20 protein-coding genes are annotated in these 20,033 nt (G+C 60.5%); 9 read left to right on the forward strand and 11 right to left on the reverse strand.

What is annotated here, in order from left to right; translation table 11 throughout:
• The first annotated feature begins 89 nt into the window (after window positions 1-89).
• From WA845_RS18255 to WA845_RS18265, 3 genes are all read left to right on the forward strand, one after another.
• Window positions 90-458: a gamma-butyrobetaine hydroxylase-like domain-containing protein gene (locus WA845_RS18255; RefSeq protein ID WP_004442123.1), complete on the forward strand. Its 369-nt coding sequence runs from the start codon at window positions 90-92 to the stop codon at window positions 456-458.
• 278 nt (window positions 459-736) lie between these two features.
• Entirely contained in the window at window positions 737-2,548 is a 1,812-nt protein-coding gene (locus WA845_RS18260) for a monovalent cation:proton antiporter-2 (CPA2) family protein (RefSeq protein WP_022556261.1), read from the forward strand.
• Window positions 2,549-2,599: 51 nt separating this feature from the next.
• Window positions 2,600-3,163, forward strand: a complete 564-nt coding sequence (locus WA845_RS18265; protein ID WP_337322531.1) for a pyridoxamine 5'-phosphate oxidase family protein — start codon at window positions 2,600-2,602, stop codon at window positions 3,161-3,163.
• Between the two features lie 94 nt (window positions 3,164-3,257).
• Here WA845_RS18265 and WA845_RS18270 read toward each other — a convergent pair whose 3' ends face one another.
• The 8 genes from WA845_RS18270 to WA845_RS18305 all read right to left on the reverse strand — a co-directional run bounded on the left by WA845_RS18270 (window position 3,258) and on the right by WA845_RS18305 (window position 11,062).
• The gene (locus tag WA845_RS18270; protein WP_022556260.1) at window positions 3,258-4,328 is read right to left on the reverse strand and encodes a GGDEF domain-containing protein; all 1,071 of its coding nucleotides are present in this window, start codon (window positions 4,326-4,328) and stop codon (window positions 3,258-3,260) included.
• A gap of 497 nt (window positions 4,329-4,825) precedes the next feature.
• Entirely contained in the window at window positions 4,826-6,043 is a 1,218-nt protein-coding gene (locus tag WA845_RS18275) for a molybdopterin-binding protein (RefSeq protein WP_112554477.1), read from the reverse strand.
• Window positions 6,044-6,550, reverse strand: coding sequence for a cyclic pyranopterin monophosphate synthase MoaC (gene moaC, locus WA845_RS18280; RefSeq protein ID WP_035211519.1), 507 nt, complete (start codon window positions 6,548-6,550; stop codon window positions 6,044-6,046).
• Window positions 6,551-6,556: 6 nt separating this feature from the next.
• Window positions 6,557-7,372: an indole-3-glycerol phosphate synthase TrpC gene (gene trpC, locus WA845_RS18285; protein WP_022556258.1), complete on the reverse strand. Its 816-nt coding sequence runs from the start codon at window positions 7,370-7,372 to the stop codon at window positions 6,557-6,559.
• Between the two features lie 10 nt (window positions 7,373-7,382).
• Window positions 7,383-8,396 (reverse strand): anthranilate phosphoribosyltransferase, encoded by a 1,014-nt coding sequence (trpD, locus tag WA845_RS18290; RefSeq protein ID WP_112554475.1) that lies wholly within the window; start codon window positions 8,394-8,396, stop codon window positions 7,383-7,385.
• 16 nt (window positions 8,397-8,412) lie between these two features.
• A complete protein-coding gene (locus WA845_RS18295; protein ID WP_022556257.1) occupies window positions 8,413-10,305 on the reverse strand; it encodes a peptidyl-prolyl cis-trans isomerase in 1,893 nt (630 codons plus the stop codon).
• 404 nt (window positions 10,306-10,709) lie between these two features.
• Window positions 10,710-10,844: a hypothetical protein gene (locus WA845_RS18300; protein WP_006698869.1), complete on the reverse strand. Its 135-nt coding sequence runs from the start codon at window positions 10,842-10,844 to the stop codon at window positions 10,710-10,712.
• Between the two features lie 38 nt (window positions 10,845-10,882).
• Entirely contained in the window at window positions 10,883-11,062 is a 180-nt protein-coding gene (locus tag WA845_RS18305) for a hypothetical protein (protein ID WP_004442101.1), read from the reverse strand.
• A 436-nt stretch (window positions 11,063-11,498) separates the two neighbouring features.
• Between WA845_RS18305 and coaD the strand changes: the two genes are divergently transcribed.
• The 6 genes from coaD (at window position 11,499) to WA845_RS18335 (ending at window position 16,896) form a co-directional block, all read left to right on the forward strand.
• Window positions 11,499-11,993 carry a pantetheine-phosphate adenylyltransferase gene (gene coaD / locus WA845_RS18310; protein ID WP_006698870.1) on the forward strand — a complete coding sequence of 165 codons (495 nt, stop codon included), beginning with the start codon at window positions 11,499-11,501 and terminating at the stop codon, window positions 11,991-11,993.
• A gap of 28 nt (window positions 11,994-12,021) precedes the next feature.
• Window positions 12,022-12,591 carry a peptidylprolyl isomerase gene (locus WA845_RS18315; RefSeq protein WP_004442095.1) on the forward strand — a complete coding sequence of 190 codons (570 nt, stop codon included), beginning with the start codon at window positions 12,022-12,024 and terminating at the stop codon, window positions 12,589-12,591.
• Between the two features lie 36 nt (window positions 12,592-12,627).
• Entirely contained in the window at window positions 12,628-13,137 is a 510-nt protein-coding gene (locus WA845_RS18320) for a peptidylprolyl isomerase (protein ID WP_004442093.1), read from the forward strand.
• A gap of 197 nt (window positions 13,138-13,334) precedes the next feature.
• The gene (queA, locus tag WA845_RS18325) at window positions 13,335-14,417 is read left to right on the forward strand and encodes a tRNA preQ1(34) S-adenosylmethionine ribosyltransferase-isomerase QueA (RefSeq protein WP_045533700.1); all 1,083 of its coding nucleotides are present in this window, start codon (window positions 13,335-13,337) and stop codon (window positions 14,415-14,417) included.
• Complete coding sequence (gene tgt / locus WA845_RS18330; RefSeq protein ID WP_004442089.1) at window positions 14,417-15,547, forward strand: tRNA guanosine(34) transglycosylase Tgt; 1,131 nt, start codon at window positions 14,417-14,419, stop codon at window positions 15,545-15,547. The genes queA and tgt overlap by 1 nt, the downstream gene beginning before the upstream one ends.
• 191 nt (window positions 15,548-15,738) lie before the next feature.
• The gene (locus tag WA845_RS18335; RefSeq protein WP_107339416.1) at window positions 15,739-16,896 is read left to right on the forward strand and encodes an aminodeoxychorismate synthase component I; all 1,158 of its coding nucleotides are present in this window, start codon (window positions 15,739-15,741) and stop codon (window positions 16,894-16,896) included.
• On the opposite strand, the gene WA845_RS18340 is transcribed toward WA845_RS18335, so the two are convergent.
• Genes WA845_RS18340 through WA845_RS18350 form a run of 3 tightly spaced genes read right to left on the reverse strand, consistent with a single transcriptional unit; the run spans window position 16,897 to window position 19,950 of the window.
• Window positions 16,897-18,174 (reverse strand): type III PLP-dependent enzyme, encoded by a 1,278-nt coding sequence (locus WA845_RS18340; protein WP_162719173.1) that lies wholly within the window; start codon window positions 18,172-18,174, stop codon window positions 16,897-16,899.
• Entirely contained in the window at window positions 18,158-19,690 is a 1,533-nt protein-coding gene (locus WA845_RS18345) for an AMP-binding protein (protein ID WP_112554473.1), read from the reverse strand. The genes WA845_RS18340 and WA845_RS18345 overlap by 17 nt, the downstream gene beginning before the upstream one ends.
• The gene (locus tag WA845_RS18350) at window positions 19,687-19,950 is read right to left on the reverse strand and encodes an acyl carrier protein (RefSeq protein WP_034499138.1); all 264 of its coding nucleotides are present in this window, start codon (window positions 19,948-19,950) and stop codon (window positions 19,687-19,689) included. The genes WA845_RS18345 and WA845_RS18350 overlap by 4 nt, the downstream gene beginning before the upstream one ends.
• Window positions 19,951-20,033 lie beyond the last annotated feature (83 nt).

Raw genomic sequence — 20,033 nt, forward strand, 5'->3', positions numbered from 1 at the left:
CGATGCGCCCCTCAAATGATGTAGTGGCTTGCCTATCCTGAGGCAAGTCCGTAATTCTGACGCATGTGATGAGCTTGCGGAAGTGAAAAATGAGTGATGCCTGGCCGACAGAGCTGCTTGTGTCGAAAGACCGGCGCGAATTGACCGTTTCCTTCGACGATGGAAGCGTTTACCGGCTGAAGGCCGAGATGCTGCGCGTGCTTTCGCCCTCGGCCGAAGTGCAGGGCCACGGGCCGGGACAAAAGGTCACGGTGCCGGGCAAACGCGATGTCGCCATCCGCTCCATGGTCGCGACAGGCAACTATGCGGTGCGCATCGTTTTTGACGATGGCCATGACAGTGGCATTTACACCTGGAAATACCTGAAGGAACTGGGTGAGACCGGGGACAGGCTGTTTGCGGATTATGAACGGGAGCTCGCCGAAAAAGGCTTGAGCAGGGAGCCACGGTACCGGTAGAGAAAACAGCGAGGGAGACGCCCTCGTGAGAACTATGGCAAAGGGTTCGAAGAACTGCTGCGTTTGGCAACGTTGTTGCATTCGCGCTTCGTCACCCCGGACTTGATCCGGGGTCCAGCGCGATCAAGTCCTTGATCGCGGGAGAGTCCTTTCACGGCGCAGACGCGCCGTGGCTGGATGCCGGATCTAGTCCGGCATGACGGAGGAAATGTTCTCGCGCGTTGCCGATAATCGGACAAGGGCAAAGCTCTTGTCTCACTATTTAAACGGGGTGGCGTGTGGCTGTAGAAGCGAACGGAAATGATCTGGCCCAGGTGGTCGTATTGCTGGCGGCAGGCGTTGTCGCCGCGCCGATCTTCAAGCGCATCGGCCTCGGCTCTGTGCTGGGTTATCTCGCCGCCGGCCTGGTGATCGGGCCTTACGGTCTTGGTTTCTTTTCCGATTCGCAGGCCATTTTGCACATAGCGGAACTCGGCGTGGTGATGTTCCTGTTCATCATCGGCCTTGAAATGCAGCCGTCGCGGCTGTGGTCCATGCGGCAGGATATTTTCGGGCTCGGCGCATTGCAGGTGCTGGTCTGCATGGGCGGCCTGACGTTGATCGGGGTCGGTCTCGGCTTTCCTGTCATCATGTCCTTCGTCGCTGGCACGGGCTTCGTGCTGACGTCGACGGCGATCGTCATGCAGATGCTGCAGGAGCGCAACAGCATGTCCAGCCTGAAAGGGCAGCGCATCATCGCCATACTGCTGTTCGAGGATCTGGCCATCGTGCCGCTGCTGGCGCTCGTCGCCTTCCTCGGTTCGGGCGGGGAAGATGTCACGGCGTCGGAGCGCTGGGTTTCCGTCGGCATTGCGCTTGCCGCCGTCGGTGCGCTCATCCTTGCCGGACGTTATCTGCTCAACCCGTTCTTCCGCCTGCTGGCGGCCTCCGGTGCGCGCGAGGTGATGACGGCTGCGGCGCTGCTGGTGGTGCTGGGTTCGGCGCTTCTGATGCAAGTCAGCGGCCTTTCCATGGCGATGGGCGCTTTCCTGGCCGGCGTGCTGCTGTCGGAATCCTCCTTCCGCCATCAGCTGGAGGCGGATATCGAGCCGTTTCGCGGCATTCTGCTCGGCCTGTTCTTCCTCGGCGTCGGCATGGCGATCGATCTTGCCGTCATTGCCTCCAACTGGCAATTGGTGCTGGTCAGTGTCGCCGGATACATGCTGCTCAAGGCCTTCCTCATCTATGGCGTGGCGCGGGCGCTCGGCACCACCAGGCGTGAGAGCCTGGAACGGGCGGTGCTGATGGCGCAGGGCGGCGAATTCGCCTTCGTGCTCTATTCGGCGGCTGTCAGCGCCGGCATTCTCGACCGGGAGGCCAATGCCATCCTGACGGCGACGATCATCATCTCCATGGTCCTGACGCCACTGATGGTCATCCTGCATGACCGGCTGGTGCCGGCGGCGGTTCCTAATACCGACGATCTGGACGTGCCTGAAAATGTCGAGGGCAGCATTCTCCTGATCGGTTTCGGACGTTTCGGCCAGATCGTCAGCCAGCCGCTTCTGGCGCGCGGATACACGCTGTCTTTGATCGACAAGGATGCCGACTTCGTGCGCGATGCGGCGGAATTCGGTTTCAAGGTCTATTATGGCGATGGCTCACGCGCGGAAATCCTCCATGCCGCCGGCGCCAGCACGGCGCGTGCTGTTCTCATCTGCGTCGACGACAAGGAAGCAGCGGTCCGGATCGCGGAGATCGTCAAGCATGAATTCCCGCTGGTTCCGGTTCTCGCCCGCGCCTATGACCGTGGCCATGCCATCGATCTGCTGAAGGCCGGCGTGGATTACCAGATTCGCGAGACGCTGGAATCGGCGCTGAATTTCAGCGAGGAGGTTCTGGGCGCCATGGGCGAGGAGCGGGAAGACGCCGCCCGTCTGGTGGAGGAATTCCGCGACCGCGACGAGGAGCGTTTCGCCATGGAGGTCGTCGGCGGCATTTATGCCGGCCGTTCGCTGATCCGCGGCAACGCCCAGCCAGCCGATCTCGTCGCCGCGCGCACGGCGCGTGAGCGGGCAGAGCGGGAAAAGGCGGAAGCGGCGGAAGAGTAAGGGATTGCGCCCGGCGGTGTCGCAGGGTGATTTCGAGGGATAGGAACTGACATGACGATCATTCGCACGGTCGAGGAATTAAAGGCCATGCTGACGGCCAAATACAGGCTGATGATCGAAACGTCACCGTTTCTCGCTCTGGCGACGGTTGGGCCGGAGGGCATGGACTGTTCACCGCGCGGCGACAAGGGCGGTGTGGTGCGCGTGGCCGATGACAAGACCGTGCTGCTGCCGGACTGGCGCGGCAATAACCGCGTGGATTCGCTTCTCAACATCGTGCGGGATCCGCGCGTGGCGCTGATGTTCCTGATCCCCGGCTCGAATACGACCATGCGTATCAATGGCCGCGCCGTGGTTTCCGTTGACCCCACGTTGTTGCAGAGCTTCGAGATGGATGGCAAACATCCGCGCACCGTCATCGTGGTCACGATCGACGAAGTCTATTTCCAGTGTGCACGGGCGCTGATGCGGTCTGAATTGTGGAATCCCGACAATTTTGTCGACCCGTCGTCGCTTCCGACGCCGGGTCTGCTGCTCAAGGCGGCCAAGGCGGAATTCGATCAGGAGACCTATGATCGCGAATGGGCGGCGCGCGCCGCGAAGACGATGTGGTGAGGCTTCCCCCTCTCGCCCTCATTCCTATGCTTGTCAGGAATGAGGGTGGGGACAGCGCTGTGTTTTTAATGCGCCCAAATCGGCGCAATTTGCCTCAAGTCCGATAAATCAGCCAGTTTTTGCCGGTATAGTTCTTCTGCATACCGTCCTCGTAGAAGACCGAGCGGTTCCGGCCGGTTTCCTTGGCGTGGTAGAGCGCCGTATCCGCATGGGCGTAAAGTTCGGTTGGATTGGTGGCCTGCGCGGCAGCGGCAAAACCGATCGAGATCGTTACCGTGCCGTAATCCGCGCCTGATCTCGAATTGCGGAAGGGTGTGCTCTCCAGCGACAGGCGGATGCGCTCGCACATCACCATGACTTCCTCCGGCGTATTGCCGTCGAGAATGATGGCGAATTCCTCGCCGCCGCTTCTGGCGACGAAGCCGTCCTTGCGGACATTGGCGCGAATGACCGAAGCGACGGTAGCCAGAATCTTGTCGCCGACCGGATGGCCGAACGTGTCGTTGATCCGCTTGAAGTGATCGATATCGAGCAGGACGAGCGACGTATATTGCAGGCCGATGGAGGTATCATAAACGGTTGCCAGCCGGTCGTCGAAAGCCCGCCGGTTGGAAAGGCGGGTCAGCGAATCGGTATTGGCGATGCGCTTGTATTCATCCAGCTCCAGGCGCACCTGGTGCATTTCCTCGGCATGGCGGTTGACGTCGTTGAACGCCTTTTCTCCGTCGATGATCTTCGAGCCGGTGGCCTCGGCCAGCAACGCAATTGCGTTTCTCAGAATATTGCTGCTGGCGGCATTCTTGTCATCGATACGCTGCCGCGTCTCGCCGAGGATCCTGTTGTAGTTCTCGATGGAGGATTGTTCCCGCCGTAAGGTCCCCAGAAGGGCTTCCAGTTCGCGTCGCAGCTTTTCATGCGCATCGTCGATGAAGCGCGCGGGACCGCCATCACCGTAACGCGCGGATAGCTCGTCCAGATCGTCCTGTGTCGCCCGGTTTCCCAGCGCCGCCAGATCCTTGGTCAGCGCAGGGTTCGAACCGATATAGGCTTCGTAGAAAAGGCTGTAGTTGCGCGGGATCGGCGAAACACCCATGCTCCGCATGGCGTGGGCAATCTGCCCGGCAATGTCGGGTCCCGTGGTCTTGGGCGTGGATGCCGTGTTCATCAAGAAACTCCAGTGAGTCTGCTTATAGACTATGATTATTATTATGGAGGCTGTTTTGGAAAGCTTAATTTATGGAGAACTAATTTTTATTGCAGGAAATTCTATTTTGTACGATTTTTATCTTATTTAATTGATAATTATAAGTAATTTTCATTTTTTGGAATTTCCGGAATTTTTGACCTCTACTATCCGCCTTGGTGACAGTTTCGCATTTATTCTGTCAATCCCGATAACGCTTTGCAGCTGATTTATTTTGGCACAGCAACGTGATTCGTGGAGAGGAAAAAAGCTCAAGGGGCGGGGAATTTCCATTCGCCAAGACATGGTTTTGGGGAAGCCGATATTTGTCGGCCGTCTCCAAAGGCGCAACGTTACAGTTTGTCTGGCGGGCCTGAGGGCATTGAACGCGGCGCCGTTCCGGGCGATGTCAGCAGGCGGGTGTACAAATGCCTCATCCGGGTGCCGTGAAAGCGTGTTGTCGTTGTTTGGCTGCGGGTTCAGGCCCTGAGTTTGATGACCGGGCATTCGGCCCCGGCGTCAGCCTGCGGCGCATGGGGAGGGCGTATGATGAGGAGGTCGGAATGGGCGAGGATGTTCATCATGGATGAATCCTGTCTGGCGTAAGGCTCCGCCACGACCACGTCGCCTTGACCGCTAACCAGGCGGGCGCGAAGATAATCCTGGCGGTGGTCGTTGGCTTTCAGCGCCGTCGCGGTTCTTGCGTTCGCGATGCGTTGCGGCGGCACACGCCGGCCAATCCGGCTGACCAAGGGTTCAAGGAAAAGCAGACCGCAAACGAGACTGGCCACTGGGTTTCCGGGCAGGCCGAGAACCTGCATGCTGCCGATGGAGCCCACCATCAGCGGTTTTCCCGGGCGCATGGCGATGCGCCAGAAATCGAGCTGCATGCCCTCCGCCTTCAATGCAGCCTGCACCAGATCGTGGTCTCCGACGGAGGCGCCGCCGAGTGTCAACAGCACATCAACCTTCGCCGCGACGGCCTCTCCGATGGCGGCGCGGATCAGCGCGTCATCATCGGGGATAATGCCGAGATCCAGTACCTCTGCACCGGCCTTGCGGGCCAGCGCGGCGACGCCGAAGGTGTTGGACGCGATGATCTGTGCCGGCTGCGGAACGCTTCCAGGCGGCAGCAACTCGTCGCCGGTGGCAAGGATGGCGATGCGTGGCCTGCGATAGACGGTAAGCGTGGCGTGGTTCGTCGCCGCCGCCAGCGTGAGATCGGCAAAGCCGAGTTCCCTTCCAGCCTCCAGCACCGTTTCGCCTTTGGTAAAATCCTGCCCGCGCGGTCGGATATGTCGCCCAGCGGTGACATCGAAGGCCGTGCGGATCTTTCCGCCTTCCAGGACTTCGGCATCCTCCTGAATGAGGATCGTATCCGCACCCTGCGGCACGGGCGCGCCGGTGAAGATGCGCACCGCCTGTCCTTCACCCACCGTACCGGCAAAAGCATGACCGGCGGCGGCCTGGCCGATGACGGTGAGGACCGAGCCGATGGCCGGTGCATCGGCGCTGCGCAATGCATAACCGTCCATGGCTGAGGCATCGAAGGGGGGCTGGGTGAGGCTTGCGATGAGATCGACCGAGAGAACGCGGCCGTCGCATTCGGCGAGCGGCAGAGTTTCGGTGTCGGTGACCGGAACCGCTGCGTCCAGAAGGCGCGCGATGGCCTCATCCACGGGCAGCAGCGGCTTCATTCAGTTCTCCTGTCGCCCGAAATCGCTGGCTTTGAAATCACCGGATTTGCCGCCGCTCTTTTCAAGCAGGCGGATATTGATGATCTCCATCGCCTTGTCGGCGGCCTTTGCCATGTCATAGATCGTCAGGCAGGCGATGGAGACGGCGGTCAGCGCTTCCATTTCCACGCCGGTCTTGCCCGACAGTTTCACCCTGGCCTCAACGCGGAGGCCGGGCAGGGTGGCATCTTCGGTGATGTCCACCGCCACCTTGGTCAGCATCAGCGGGTGGCAGAGCGGAATGAGATTGGCGGTCTGCTTTGCGGCCATGATGCCGGCCAGCCGTGCGGTGCCGATGACATCGCCCTTCTTGGCGTTGCCATCGTGGATAAGCGCCAGCGTTTCCGGCTTCATTTTCACGAAGCCTTCGGCCACCGCAACACGCACGGTTTCCGCCTTGTCGCCAACATCGACCATATGCGCTTCACCGGCCGCGTCGATATGGGTGAGCTTCTGGGCGTCGCTCATCCGGGTTTATTCCGCTGCCAGAATGCCGGACTGGCCCGTCAGCAGCGCCTTGGTGGCCGCCGTCACATCGTCCTTGCGCATCAGGCTTTCACCGACGAGGAAGGTGCTGATGCCGCTTTTTTTCAGGCGCTGGCAATCCTCGAAGGTGAAGATGCCGCTTTCGCCCACCAGCAGCCGGTCGGCGGGCACCAGTCCCGCCAGTCTTTCGCTGGTTTCGAGGCCAACCTCGAAAGTGCGGAGATTACGATTGTTGATGCCGAAAAGCGGCGAGTCGAGCTTCAGCGCCCGTTCCGTTTCCTCTTCGTCGTGCACTTCGATCAGCACATCCATGCCAAGCGCGAAAGCCTCGTCTTCCAGCCGTTTCGCGTCGTCATCCGACAGCGAGGCCATGATGAGGAGAATGCAGTCCGCGCCCCAGGCGCGGGCTTCGTGCACCTGATAGGTGTCGAACATGAAATCCTTGCGCAGCGCCGGCAGGGCGCAGGCATTGCGGGCGGCGGTCAGGAATTCCGGAGCGCCTTGAAAGCTCGGCCTGTCTGTCAGGACAGAAAGACATGCAGCGCCGCCAGCCTCATAGGCCGCAGCCAGCGCCGGCGGATCGAAATCGGGGCGGATGAGGCCCTTGGAGGGGCTGGCCTTCTTGATTTCGGCGATAAGGCCGAACTTGCCCTCGGCCTGCTTTGTTTTCAGCGCCCTGTAAAAACCGCGGGGCGCGCTCTGGTCGGCAGCCATGGCCTTCAGATCGGCCAGTGAAACCTTCGCCTTGGCGGCGGCGATTTCTTCGAGCTTGTAAGTCTCGATCTTCTTGAGAATGTCGCTCATGATCTCGCTCTCATTCCTCGTTTGATACGGCGACCAGACGCTCCAGCGCGGCGGCAGCCTTGCCGCTGTCGAGGGCATCGCTGGCAATCGTCATGGCCTGGCCAAGCGTTTCCGCCTTGCCGGAGATGACAAGCGCTGCGGCTGCGTTGCAAAGCGATACGTCGCGATAGGCATTGCGCTTGCCTGAAAGAACCTCGCGAAGCGCCGCCGCATTGGCAATGCCGTCGCCGCCCTTGAGGTCGTCCATCCGCGCCGGCTCAACGCCAAAATCTTTTGGGGTCAGCTCGAAGGTGCGGATATTGCCGCCTTCGAGCGCCGCCACATGGGTGACGCCCGTGGTGGTGACTTCATCCATGCCGTCGCCATGCACGACCCAGATGCTTTCCGAACCCAGATCACGCAGCACTTCGGCAAGCGGCACCAGCCAGCGTGGCGAAAACACGCCGAGCAATTGCCGTTTTGCGCCGGCCGGGTTGGAGAGGGGGCCGAGCAGGTTGAAGATCGTGCGCGTACCGAGTTCGACGCGGCTCGGGCCAACGTGGCGCATGGCGGAATGGTGCATCTGCGCGAACATGAAGCCGAGACCCGCCTCGCTGATGCAGCGGGCGATGAGATCGGGACCGATATCGAGCTTCACGCCGAGTGCGGAAAGCGCATCTGCCGTGCCGGATTTGGAACTCAATGCCCGGTTGCCGTGCTTGGCGACCGGCAGGCCCGTGCCGGCGACGATGATCGAGGCGAGTGTCGAGATGTTGTAGGTCCCGATGCCGTCGCCGCCGGTGCCGACGATATCGATGGCATTGGCGGGGGCGGAAACCGGCAACATCCGGGAACGCATGGAGGAGACTGCGCCGACGATTTCGTCGACCGTTTCACCGCGCACGCGCAGCGCCATCAGGAAACCGCCGATCTGCGACGGCGTGGCTTCGCCCGACATCAGAATGTCGAAAGCCGTGCGCGCATCCGCGCGGTTCAGGCTTTCTCCATTCGCGACCCTGGCGATCAGCGGCTTCAGTTCGGCCATCTCGTCGCCTCCCGGGTTAGAAGCCGACCATCGCCTGATCGGCGAGGGCCTGGTTGATCGTCACACCATAGTCATTCTGCAGGCGGTTGACCATCTGGTCCAGCATGTCGTCGCCGGCCGCGCGGGCAATGGCGGCAAACTGCTGGTCGTCATTGGCGAGCGCGTCCGGCGTCGCGTTGGTGTCGACAGAGGTGACCTTGAAGAGGATGCGGCTGGAACCATCGGCATCGGCCGCGGTGCCGACCACGCCTTCGGCGCCCGAGAAGACGGCGGCGATGGTCTGGCGACCGAAAATCGCATCTTCGCTGGTGCGGCGCAGGCCGGATTTCTGTTCGACTGCAAGGCTCAGCTCACCCGCGACAGCCTCCAGCGTCTCGCCCTTTTCAACGCGGGCCTTCAGCTCGTCGGCCTTGGCGGCAAGTGCGGTGCGCTGCTGCTCGGCCGTCCAGTCGGCCACGACATCGTCGCGGACTTCGGCAAGCGTGCGGTCGCGGGCAGGGATGATCTGCTCGACGTCGAACCAGATGTAACCTTCGCGGCCGAGATTGATCGGCAGGGCCTCGGTTCCGGGTTCGGTCTTGAACACGTCCTGGGCGAGCTGCGGGGAGGGCAGGCCTTCGACCGCATCGCCCTTTTCGTCGAGACCGGCTGCGTCGATGGCGGCAATGGTGACCGGTTTCAGGTTCAACTGCTGTGCGGCGTCCGCAAGCGAAGAACCGCCGGCGCGCAGATCCTCGTAACGGTCGTGCACATTGGTGATTTCTTCCGCGGCGGCAGCGGTGGCGAGATCCTTGCGGATGTCTTCCTTTGCCTCTTCCAGCGTGCGGGTGGTTTCCGGCTTGATGCCCGTGACGCGCAGAAGTACCGGGCCGAACGAACCTTCAACCACTGGCGAAACGCCCCCATCCTTCTGGATGGCAAAAGCGGCATCGGCAATCGACTGGTCGGGGATGGTATCCTTTGTGAATTCGCCAAGCGTGACGTCGGACGGCGTCTTGCCCTGATCCTTCACCACCTGGTCATAGGTGGTGTTGCCGAGCCTGATCTGCTCGGCGGCGGCGGCGGCCATTTCCTTGTCCGGGAAGGTCAGCTGCTCGACCGTGCGGCGGCCGGCGGTGCGGAAGCTGTCCTTGTGGCTGTTATAATAATCGGCGATCTGGGCGTCCGTTACCGAGGCTGGCTCCGCGATGTCGGAAGGTTCCAGCTTCACATAGGTGAATTTGCGGAATTCCGGCGCGCGATATTTCGTCTTGTTCGTCTCGAACCAGGGGGCGAGCACGTCGTCGCCGGGGGCCTTGACCGGCGGGATGACGGCGTTCGAAAGAATGACATAATCAACGGCGCGCTGCTCGTTGCGATATTGCTTCAGGGCATCCACGAGAACCTGCGGTGCGGCAAAACCGTCCGAGACGGCTTCAACGATCTGGCTGCGCACGGCGACCTTGCTGCGTTCCTTGATGTAGTCGTCCTCGCGGAAACCGGAATTGCGCAGGCGCTCCGTAAAGAGGTTGCGGTCGAACTGGCCATTGACCGATTTAAAGGCGGGGTCTTCGGCAATGAGTTTGGCAAGACGGTCTTCTGAAAGACCGAGGTTCATCTTCGAAGCGAGTTCGTCAAGCGATGCCCCGGCTGCAAGCTGGCTGAAGACCTGGCGGTCGATGCCGAAGGCCTTGGCCTGTTCGGTCGTCAGCCTTGTGCCGAACTGGCGGCTGAGATCGGAAATCTGCCGCTGATAGGCGAGGCGGAATTCCTCCGGGCTGACCGTCTGGTCACCCACCGTCATGACGGCGTGGGAATTGGCGGTGACAAGCGATGCGGAAACGCCCCAGATGCCAAAAGAAACAACAAGCAGGAGAAGCAGCAGCTTGGCTGCCATGGTTCGAGAAGCATTTCTCAGGGAATCGAGCATCGTTATGCAAACCTCACAGGAACGTCATCGCGGTCGCCGGCTGTCCGGCCCGCAACGTATCGGCGTTCCTTAAATCAATCCATTCGGAAATTGAAGGGAATTTCCCTTGGAAAAACGGGGTTTTGAAAACGGTTGTGTGATTGGAGGCGCCGAAATGGAGGCAACGGATGGATATCAGCGGCGTCCACACCGTCATTCCTGTGCTTGTGACAGGAATCGAGCCCGCCCAAGTCCTTGGGCTGAAAAGAGTCTTCCCGTCGCACAGACGTGTGTTGACTGGATTCCCGTGACAAGCACAGGAACGAGGGCGGCCATCGCAGGCCTTTCAAAACAAAACCGCCCGGAGGCTCCAGGGCGGCTGAGAACAATCATTCTTAAAGCGGATTTATGCCAGCCTGCCGCACTCAGAAAGCGCGGTCGCGCCGGACCATCGCCTTGAACTCCTCGTCCTCGCGTCGCATCTCGGCAACGACAGAGATCATTGACATCACGAACATTACGCTGATCAGGGCAAGAAGCATCGTCAGAAATGTGAACATGATGTCGTCTCCGGAGTTTCGAGAGTTTCTCCCCGTTATCAGTAATAATTCATATACTGGTAGCGGGCGGTCAGTTGCGGATAGTCAGGTCCAAGCTTTTCAGGCTTCTGTTCATAAAGGCTAAACGTCGTTGCTACCATTGCGATAACCAGAACTGTCCAGGCGGTGCTGATGACGCTGATTTTCGCCGAAGTAGACTGTTTTTCTCTTACAAACATTTGTCTGTTCCTTTGGTTTCTTGTTAACGCACCATGTCCGATCATGTTCCGCGTCAATCATAAAAATCGATTAGCATCGCCCCGGTGAAACTTCCTTGAATGGCTCGTTCATCTGGCGTTCAGGAAACTGGATGAGGCCTTCATTCGAGGAAAAGATACTCGGCTGCGAATGACGAGATGACCGAAACGACGATCATGAAGGCCAGCATTTTCGATTCTCCGGTTGCTTAACGGGCGAAAGGCATTTCGGTTTCCCGATGCTGTGCATTTAAACAAAATGGCTCTGAAACCGCACTGAACGGCCCGTTCATCGGGGGTTCACGGCACGGCCGCGCTTGTGAGGGGTGGTTATAAAGTCTTGCGCCGCGTGCTTCTCCATGACAAAAGGCGGCACATATGCTGAAGCGTCGAGACGCGCCCACCATCTGAGAGCGATATGACGATTGCCTTTTATCCAGGATCCTTCGATCCGATGACCAACGGACATCTGGATGTGCTTCTCCAGGCGCTGAACGTGGCGTCAAAGGTCATTGTCGCGGTTGGCATTCATCCCGGAAAAGCGCCGATGTTCAGTTTCGAGGAACGGGCAGCGCTGATAAAGCAGGCGCTTGCGGAGCAGCTGCCGGGCGAAGCGGCGCGCATGGACGTCGTCTCCTTCGATAATCTGGTTGTCGATGCGGCCCGTCAGCATGGCGCGCGACTTCTGCTGCGCGGCCTGCGTGACGGCACCGATCTCGATTATGAAATGCAGATGGCGGGCATGAACCGCCAGATGGCGCCCGATATCCAGACCGTGTTCCTGCCCGCCGGCACCTCGTCGCGACCCATTACAGCCACATTGGTTCGGCAGATCGCCGCCATGGGCGGCAATGTCGAAGCCTTCGTGCCGAAAGCCGTGCTTGAAGCCCTTAACGCCAAGCTGAAGCGCTGACTTCAGCCTTACATTTGGAGCCAATCCGATGAAACTCGTTCGATTTGCCTTTGCCGGCGCCATGTTTGCGGGCGCGCTTGCCGCCAGCACCTTTGCGTCTGCCGCCGAACTTCTCACCGTCCAGCTGAAGGACGGCCCCGTTGTCATCGAGCTTATGCCCGACGTCGCGCCGAAGCACGTGGCGCAGATCGAGGCGCTGGCCAAGAAGGGCGCTTACGACAACGTGGCTTTCCACCGCGTCATCGACGGCTTCATGGCGCAGACCGGCGACGTGCAGTATGGCAACATGGAGAAGGGCTTCAGCGCCCAGCGCGCAGGTACTGGCGGCTCCGACCTGCCGGATATTCCGGCCGAATTCTCCAAGGTTCCGTTCACGCGCGGCGTGGTCGGCATGGCCCGTTCGCAGGATCCGAATTCCGCCAATTCGCAGTTCTTCATCATGTTTGCCGACGGTCCGTTCCTGAACGGCCAGTACACCGTGGTCGGCAAGGTCGTGTCCGGCATGGAAGCCGTGGACAAGATCAAGCGCGGGCAGGGCAGCAACGGCGAAGTTTCCAACCCCGACCGGATGATCAAGGTCACTGTCGGCAAGAAGTAAGACAGGGCAATAGAGCCCGAACAGAGGAGAATAATCATGGCCGAGATCAAGGATCCGGAAAACACCATCATCATGGAAACCACGACCGGCAAGGTCGTGATCCAGCTGCTTCCGGAAGTTGCTCCGGGCCACGTTGCCCGCATCAAGGAACTGGTATCGGAAGGTGCTTATGACGGCGTCGTTTTCCACCGCGTTATCGAAGACTTCATGGCCCAGACCGGCGACGTGAAATTCGGCAAGAAGGGTTCCGAAAGCTTCAACCCGGCCCGCGCCGGCATGGGCGGCTCCGAAAAGCCGGACCTGAAGGCAGAATTCTCCGCCATCCCGCATGTGCGCGGCACCTGCTCCATGGCCCGTTCGCAGAACCCGAACTCCGCCAACTCGCAGTTCTTCATCTGCTTCACGGATTCCCCGTGGCTCAACAAGCAGTACACCGTCTGGGGCCAGGTCATCGAGGGCATGGAAGCCATCGACAAGGTCAAGCGCGGCGAGCCGGTGAAGGACCCCGATTCGATCGTGTCCATGAAGCTCGCTTCGGCGGCTTGAAGGTAGCGTATAACGTGTTTACCCGCTCCGCAGGAAACTGCGGGGCGTTTCACATTGATGACAAGGGTGCCAACCTCTCAGCCGTCATCCTCGGTCCCCGGATCAAGCCCGAGGATGACGTCTCGTTAGACGAAGCTTGTCACTCCCACCACCCGCCCCATTGAGGGCGGGTTTTGATATTTTCGAGAGCCCTTGCAATGCGTGTAGACCTGTTCGATTTCGATCTGCCCGAGGAGAATATCGCCCTTCGCCCGGCCAACCCGCGTGATAGCGCGCGCCTGCTGGTGGTCGATCCGAATGAAAATCGCATGGAAGACCATCGCGTTTTCGACCTGCCGTCCTTCCTGCGGGCCGGCGATGCGCTTGTTTTCAACGACACCCGCGTCATTCCCGCCCAGCTTGAAGGTGTCAGGCTGCGCGAAGGCGCGCCGGAGACGGCCGTTTCGGCCACGCTGCACATGCGCGCCGATCAGTCCCGCTGGAAGGCTTTCGCGCGTCCCGGCAAGCGCATCAAGCAGGGCGACCGCATCCGTTTCGGTTATGAGCGCGACAATGCCTGCGGCCTTGCCCATCTGGAGGCCACCGTCGAGCAGAAGGGCGAGGAGGGCGAGATCACGCTGCTGTTCGACGTCTCCGGTCCCGTTCTGGACGAGGCCATTGCCTCCGTCGGCCATATTCCCCTGCCGCCCTATATCGCGGCCAAACGGCCGGAAGATGCGCAGGACCAGACCGACTACCAGACCATCTATGCCCGCGAGAAGGGCGCCGTTGCCGCGCCTACCGCCGGGCTGCATTTCACGCCTGAGCTATTTGCGGCGCTCGACAAGGCCGGTATCGAGCGGCATTTCGTGACGCTTCACGTTGGGGCAGGCACCTTCCTGCCGGTCAAGGCCGATGATACCGACGATCACAAGATGCATTTCGAAATCGGCCACGTCTCGCAGGAAACAGCCGACAGGCTGAATGCGATCAAGGCGCGGGGCGGGCGCATTGTCTGCGTGGGCACGACGTCGTTGCGTCTGATCGAAAGCGCGGCTGCGGAGGATGGCACCATTCACCCGTGGTCCGATGCGACCGGCATTTTCATCACGCCGGGTTATCGTTTCCGCGCGGTCGATATGCTGATGACCAATTTCCACCTGCCGAAATCGACGCTGTTCATGCTGGTTTCGGCTTTCTGCGGTCTCGAAACGATGCGTGACGCATATAAGCACGCCATCGAAACCGGATACCGTTTCTATTCCTATGGCGATTCCAGCCTGTTGTTCCGGAAAAACTGATGCACGACAAATTCACCTTCACCCTGAAAGCCACGAGCGGCGGCGCGCGCCTCGGCGAAGTCGCCATGCCGCGTGGCGTCATCCGCACGCCCGCCTTCATGCCCGTCGGCACTGTCGGCACCGTCAAGGCCATGTATCTTGATCAGGTGCGCGAGCTGGGGGCGGACATCATTCTCGGCAATACCTATCACCTGATGCTCCGGCCCGGCCCCGAGCGTGTCGCCCGCCTTGGCGGCCTGCATGAGCTGATCCGCTGGCCACACCCGATCCTCACCGATAGCGGCGGTTTTCAGGTGATGTCGCTTTCCGGTCTGCGCAAGCTGGATGAGAAGGGCGTGACCTTCAAGAGCCATGTGGACGGTTCGCTGCATCACATGTCACCGGAACGCTCGATCGAAATTCAGGGCCTGCTCGATTCGGACATCCAGATGCAGCTCGATGAGTGCATCGCGCTGCCGGCCGAGCGCAAGGAAATCGAGCGCGCCATGGAAATGTCGCTGCGCTGGGCCGAGCGCTGCCGCGTCGCCTTTGGCGACCAGCCCGGCAAGGCCATGTTCGGCATCGTGCAGGGGGGCGACCAGCCGGACCTGCGCATTCGCTCCGCCGAAGGGCTGAAGCAGCTCGATCTCAAGGGTTATGCGGTCGGCGGCCTTGCCGTCGGTGAGCCGCAGGATGTGATGCTGGGCATGCTCGATATTACCCTGCCGGTGCTGCCCACTGAAAAGCCGCGTTACCTGATGGGCGTCGGCACGCCTGACGATATCCTGAAATCGGTGGCGCGCGGCATCGACATGTTCGACTGCGTGATGCCGACGCGTTCCGGCCGTCATGGTCTGGCCTTCACGCGCCGCGGCAAGGTCAATATCCGCAATGCCCGCCATGCCGAGGATATGCGCCCGCTCGACGAACAATCCAACTGCCCGGCCTCGCGCGATTACTCCCGCGCCTATCTGCATCACCTCGTACGCGCCAACGAGGCGCTGGGCGGCATGCTCCTTTCCTGGCACAATCTTGCCTATTATCAGGAGCTGATGCAGGGTATCCGCAAGTCGATCGAGGAAGGCCGTTTCGCCGATTTTTATGCGGAAACCATCGAAATGTGGGCGCGGGGCGATATAGATCCGGTTTAATGCCTCGTGACCTGTCTCCACACTCGACGTCATCCTCGGTCTCGTGCCGAGGATCTGCCGAGGTCGCTAATGTCAACGGGTGGTAGATCCTCGGGACATCCTCGGACTTGATCCGGGAACCGGGGATGACGATGGAAAGGTTTCTTTCCGACGCCCTGAAGTCTCCAGATTTACCTTCTACGGATTTTTCCTTGGCACATGCGCCTTACGTTCTTTTCCGGGATGACACGACCGGCACGGTGACAGCCTTCACCGAGCCGGAGGAAATCATCGTAGCGGATGAGCGAGAAGCGTTTTTTGCAGCGCTGAAGCGCATGGAAGAACTGCGCCGTGCCGGAAAATATTTAGCTGGCTATATGTCTTATGAGGCCGGTTTCCTGTTCGAGCCGAAGCTTGCGCCTTTTGCGGAAGAACCGCGCAACGTGCCGTTCCTGAATTTCGGGGTCTTTTCCGGCCCGCAGCCGGATGACGGCCGCTTTGCGCGGCCTGACGAAGTTCCGGGCGCGGATGCGTTTCTTGCCGATCCGGTTCCGGCATGGACACTTCCCGAGTATCGGCGGTGTTTCGAACTGTTGCACGACCATATACGCCGGGGCGACTGTTATCAGGGCAATCTGACCATGCCCGTCCATGCCCGCTGGAGCGGCGATCCGCTGACGGCATTCTGGTCATTGATCGAGCGCCAGCCGGTGAAATATGGCGCGCTGGTCGATCTCGGCGGCCCGGTCATCCTGTCACGCTCGCCGGAACTGTTTTTCTCGGTTGACGGGCAGGGGTTCATCGAAACCCATCCCATGAAGGGAACGACGCCGCGCGGAGCGGATGCGGAGGAGGACAGGGCGATCATCGCGGCGATGCTTGCGGATGAAAAGACGCTCGCCGAAAACCGCATGATCGTTGATCTCTTGCGCAACGATATTTCCCGCATCACCGAGGTCGGCAGCCTCGATGTGCCACGGCTTTTCGATATCGAGACCTATCCGACCGTGCACCAGATGGTCAGCCATATCAGGGCGAAACTTTTGCCCGGCATGACGGTGGAAGACATTTTCGCCGCGCTGTTTCCCTGCGGATCGGTTACCGGTGCGCCAAAAATGTGGGCGATGAAAATCCTGCGCGAACTGGAAGCGGCGCCCCGCGACGCCTATTGCGGCGCCATCGGCCTCATGTCTCCTGGTGGTGAAATGCGCTTTTCGGTGGCGATCCGTACGATGACACTGTTCGATGACGGTCGCGCCGTCTTTAATGTCGGCGGCGGCATCGTCTTCGATTCCGTGGCTGAGGCGGAATATGACGAGTGCCTGCTGAAATCGAAATTCGCTGTGGGGGACAGGCTGCTGCGAGGGTGATTATCGCCCGATCATCTCAAACGCCCCATTTTCCACCAGCACTTCCTTCGCCACCGCGTGGCTTAGAAAACCCCCGGGGCTGGCGCTTGCGCCATAGGCGCCTGACTGCAGGATGGCGATGAGGTCACCGGCCTGGAGCCTCGGCAATGCCGCATTGCGAGCCAGCGTATCGAGTGGCGTGCAGAGCGGGCCGACGATGGTTGCAGTCTCCGCGTGGTCGGCCTGCATCATGGCGGGCGCAACGATGGGATAGTTGCGCTTGACGATCTGACCGAGATTGCCCGAAGCGGCCAGGTGATGGTGCATGCCGCCATCCGTCACAACGAAGGTGGTTCCGCGCGAGGTCTTCACGGAATTGACTTCGGCCGTATAGATGCCGCCCGGACCGGCGAGGAAGCGGCCGGGCTCGACGATGACATGGGCGTCGGCGATCAGCGGATGCGCTTTCAGCAGTGCCTTCAGATCGGGCACGGCGGCTTTTACCTTCGCGAGATCGAGCGGTGCTTCGCCGGCGAAGTAAGGGATGCCGAGGCCGCCGCCGAGATCGATGGTTTCAAGCGGCTTGCCGAGCATTTCCGCCATGCGGGCGGCAATTGCGATGGCATGTCGCCATTGCGAGACAAGCATGTCCGCATCGAGAATCTGCGTGCCGCCATAGATATGGATGCCGACGAGATCGATAACGCCCGCATGCCGGAAAAGCGGCAGGATATTTTCCAGTTCTTCCTCATCGAAACCAAAAGCGGTGGCCTTGCCGCCCATGCGCATGGCGCCGGCTTGCGCATCCGGCACCGGATTGATGCGGACAGAGGCCTTGACGGGTTTGCCGATTGCCTCGATGCGGGCAATTTCCTCGGCGCTTTCGATATGGATTTCGCCGATGCCGCCCGTGATCACTTCGTGCAATTCGGCTCTGCTTTTGCCGGGCCCGGCAAAGATGATGTTTTCCGGCGCGACACCAGCCTTTATAGCGGCGCGATATTCGCCAGCGGAAGCGATTTCCGCGCCGGCGCCTTCCTGCCGGAAGAGTGCGATGATGGCGGGCAGGGGATTGGCCTTCACCGAATAATAGATATCGGCAAAACCGGAGAGCGTCGCCTGGAGATCGCGGTAGGCGCGGCGCATCGCGCCAGCATCATAGAGAAAGCATGGAGTTCCGGTTTCGGCGACGATATCGCGCACGGCAAGCCCGCCGATCACAAGATCGTTTTCACTGATATCGAATGACGCGGCCGCAAGGGCGGGACCGTGGCTCTGGGGTTTATCCGTGGGCGCCATTGTCCGTCCGTTCGCGCACAAGCGCGCGGTAGTCCACCTTGCCATTGGCGGTGACCGGCAACCGGTCGACCAGCTCGATGGCGCGCGGGATCATGAAGGGGGCGAGCATTTCAGCGGCCTTCTTCAGTGCCGCGGAAACATCGATATTTTCATTGGCGGCAGTCGCCACGGCATGCACCTTTTCCCCCGCAAAGGGGTCCGGAAGGCCGATGACGGCGACCTGCTGGAACAAGCCTGTCGACATCAGGCTTTCTTCGACTTCGGTCGGGCTGATGCGATAACCCGAAGACTTGATCATCGCATCGTTACGGGCAACGAAGCTGAAGAACCCGTCTTCGTCTTCCACCGCCAGATCGCCGGAGTAACATACGGTTTCTCCGCCCAGTGCCGCCGGAATGAAGGGATGCGGGCGCAGGACTTTCGCCGTGTCTTCCGGCCGGTTCCAGTAGCCCAGCGAAACGGTCGGGCCTCGATGCACTAGAATGCCGGGTTCGCCGGGCTTTGCCCGCTGTCCCTCGGCGGTGACGATGAATATCTCACATTCGGGAATGGCCTTGCCGATGGAGGTCGGGCGGCGATCGATTTCATCCGGCGGCAGGAAGGTGGAGCGGAAGGCTTCGGTCAGGCCGTACATCAGGTAGATTTTCGTGTCCGGCAGCTTTTCGCGCAGTGCCTTCACAGTTTCCTGCGGCACGCGCCCGCCAGAATTGGTGATGTAACGCAGATGCGGAAGCGGCGTCCTGGCAAGCGACGGCGCCGCCCTCGTCAGGATCGCCCAGACTGTCGGCACCCCGGCAAGCCCGGTCACGGCATGGTCGCGCAGGTCGCGGACGATATCGTCACCGAGCCTAAAGGTGGAGATGATTGTTGTCGCGCCCTGTTCCACTGCCGTCAGCAGCTGGTTGAGGCCATAATCAAAGCTGAAGGGCAGTAGGGAAAGAATGCGATCCTTGCCGGTAATCTCCAGATAGGTGCGCACGATGCGCGCGCCGGCCAGGAGATTGCGATGCGACAGCATCACGCCCTTGGGTGAGCCGGTAGAACCGGATGTATAGAGGATCGCCGCGAGGTCTTCGCCGATTGCCGCCGGGCTTTTGACTGACGTCTTGCTGCCTTCGGCGATATCGTTCGCCAGTAGCACGCGGACACCAGCCAGACCTTCCAGCGCCGCGCTCAGCTCGTCGCGCATGGTCGCATTGCTGATGACAAGTTCGGCGCCGCAATCCACGATGATATGGCGTATCTGCTGCGCCTTCAGCAGCGCATTGACCGGCACGAAGACGCATCCGGCCATGCTGACGCCGAAGATCGCCCAGCATTCTTCCGTGCCTCGCGGCAGAAAAATGACGACCCGGTCGCCGCGTTGCGCCCCGGCCTGCTGCAAGGCAGCCGCGCATCGTTCCGCCGCTTCGGCAAATTGCCGGTAGCTCAGGGATGTGTCTTTATAAACGATCGCCTGCCCGTCGCTTGCCGCGCGCGCGCCCAGCAGGTGGTGCAGCAGGTAAGGAGGTGTCATCTCCTCCGTTCCCTGAGGACGAAGGCGACGAGATCGGCGGGCGTGCCAAGGTTGTCGGGGGTGAAATGTTCGTCGTCGAGAATGATGCCGAAGCCTTCACCAAGAAAGATCATCAGCTCCAGAAAGCCGAGCGAATCGATGACGCCTCCCTCGAGAAGCGGCGTGTCGGCCGAAAAAGGTGCATAGGCAGGGAAACGGTCCGAAAGATAGGAGTGAATGGTATCAGCAATCTCTATTTCGCTCGTTTTTGCTGCAAGCATGTTCATTCCCCGATCTCCCCGTATATTTTCCATGGCTCCCGCCCCGGAACCCCGTTTATCTGTAAAGGCCAGGTTTCGGTCAG

Source organism: Agrobacterium sp. CMT1 (assembly GCF_037203725.1).
Classification (GTDB): domain Bacteria; phylum Pseudomonadota; class Alphaproteobacteria; order Rhizobiales; family Rhizobiaceae; genus Agrobacterium; species Agrobacterium pusense.

Bases quoted from the DNA above. Each gene is read 5' to 3' on its own strand.
- WA845_RS18255 (WP_004442123.1), top strand. From the start codon at position 90: ATGAGTGATGCCTGGCCGACAGAGCTGCTTGTGTCGAAAGACCGGCGC.
- WA845_RS18265 (WP_337322531.1), top strand. From the start codon at position 2,600: ATGACGATCATTCGCACGGTCGAGGAATTAAAGGCCATGCTGACGGCC.
- WA845_RS18270 (WP_022556260.1), bottom strand. From the start codon at position 4,328: ATGAACACGGCATCCACGCCCAAGACCACGGGACCCGACATTGCCGGG.
- WA845_RS18275 (WP_112554477.1), bottom strand. From the start codon at position 6,043: ATGAAGCCGCTGCTGCCCGTGGATGAGGCCATCGCGCGCCTTCTGGAC.
- moaC (WP_035211519.1), bottom strand. From the start codon at position 6,550: ATGAGCGACGCCCAGAAGCTCACCCATATCGACGCGGCCGGTGAAGCG.
- trpC (WP_022556258.1), bottom strand. From the start codon at position 7,372: ATGAGCGACATTCTCAAGAAGATCGAGACTTACAAGCTCGAAGAAATC.
- trpD (WP_112554475.1), bottom strand. From the start codon at position 8,396: ATGGCCGAACTGAAGCCGCTGATCGCCAGGGTCGCGAATGGAGAAAGC.
- WA845_RS18295 (WP_022556257.1), bottom strand. From the start codon at position 10,305: ATGCTCGATTCCCTGAGAAATGCTTCTCGAACCATGGCAGCCAAGCTG.
- WA845_RS18300 (WP_006698869.1), bottom strand. From the start codon at position 10,844: ATGTTCACATTTCTGACGATGCTTCTTGCCCTGATCAGCGTAATGTTC.
- WA845_RS18305 (WP_004442101.1), bottom strand. From the start codon at position 11,062: ATGTTTGTAAGAGAAAAACAGTCTACTTCGGCGAAAATCAGCGTCATC.
- coaD (WP_006698870.1), top strand. From the start codon at position 11,499: ATGACGATTGCCTTTTATCCAGGATCCTTCGATCCGATGACCAACGGA.
- WA845_RS18315 (WP_004442095.1), top strand. From the start codon at position 12,022: ATGAAACTCGTTCGATTTGCCTTTGCCGGCGCCATGTTTGCGGGCGCG.
- WA845_RS18320 (WP_004442093.1), top strand. From the start codon at position 12,628: ATGGCCGAGATCAAGGATCCGGAAAACACCATCATCATGGAAACCACG.
- queA (WP_045533700.1), top strand. From the start codon at position 13,335: ATGCGTGTAGACCTGTTCGATTTCGATCTGCCCGAGGAGAATATCGCC.
- tgt (WP_004442089.1), top strand. From the start codon at position 14,417: ATGCACGACAAATTCACCTTCACCCTGAAAGCCACGAGCGGCGGCGCG.
- WA845_RS18340 (WP_162719173.1), bottom strand. From the start codon at position 18,174: ATGGCGCCCACGGATAAACCCCAGAGCCACGGTCCCGCCCTTGCGGCC.
- WA845_RS18345 (WP_112554473.1), bottom strand. From the start codon at position 19,690: ATGACACCTCCTTACCTGCTGCACCACCTGCTGGGCGCGCGCGCGGCA.
- WA845_RS18350 (WP_034499138.1), bottom strand. From the start codon at position 19,950: ATGCTTGCAGCAAAAACGAGCGAAATAGAGATTGCTGATACCATTCAC.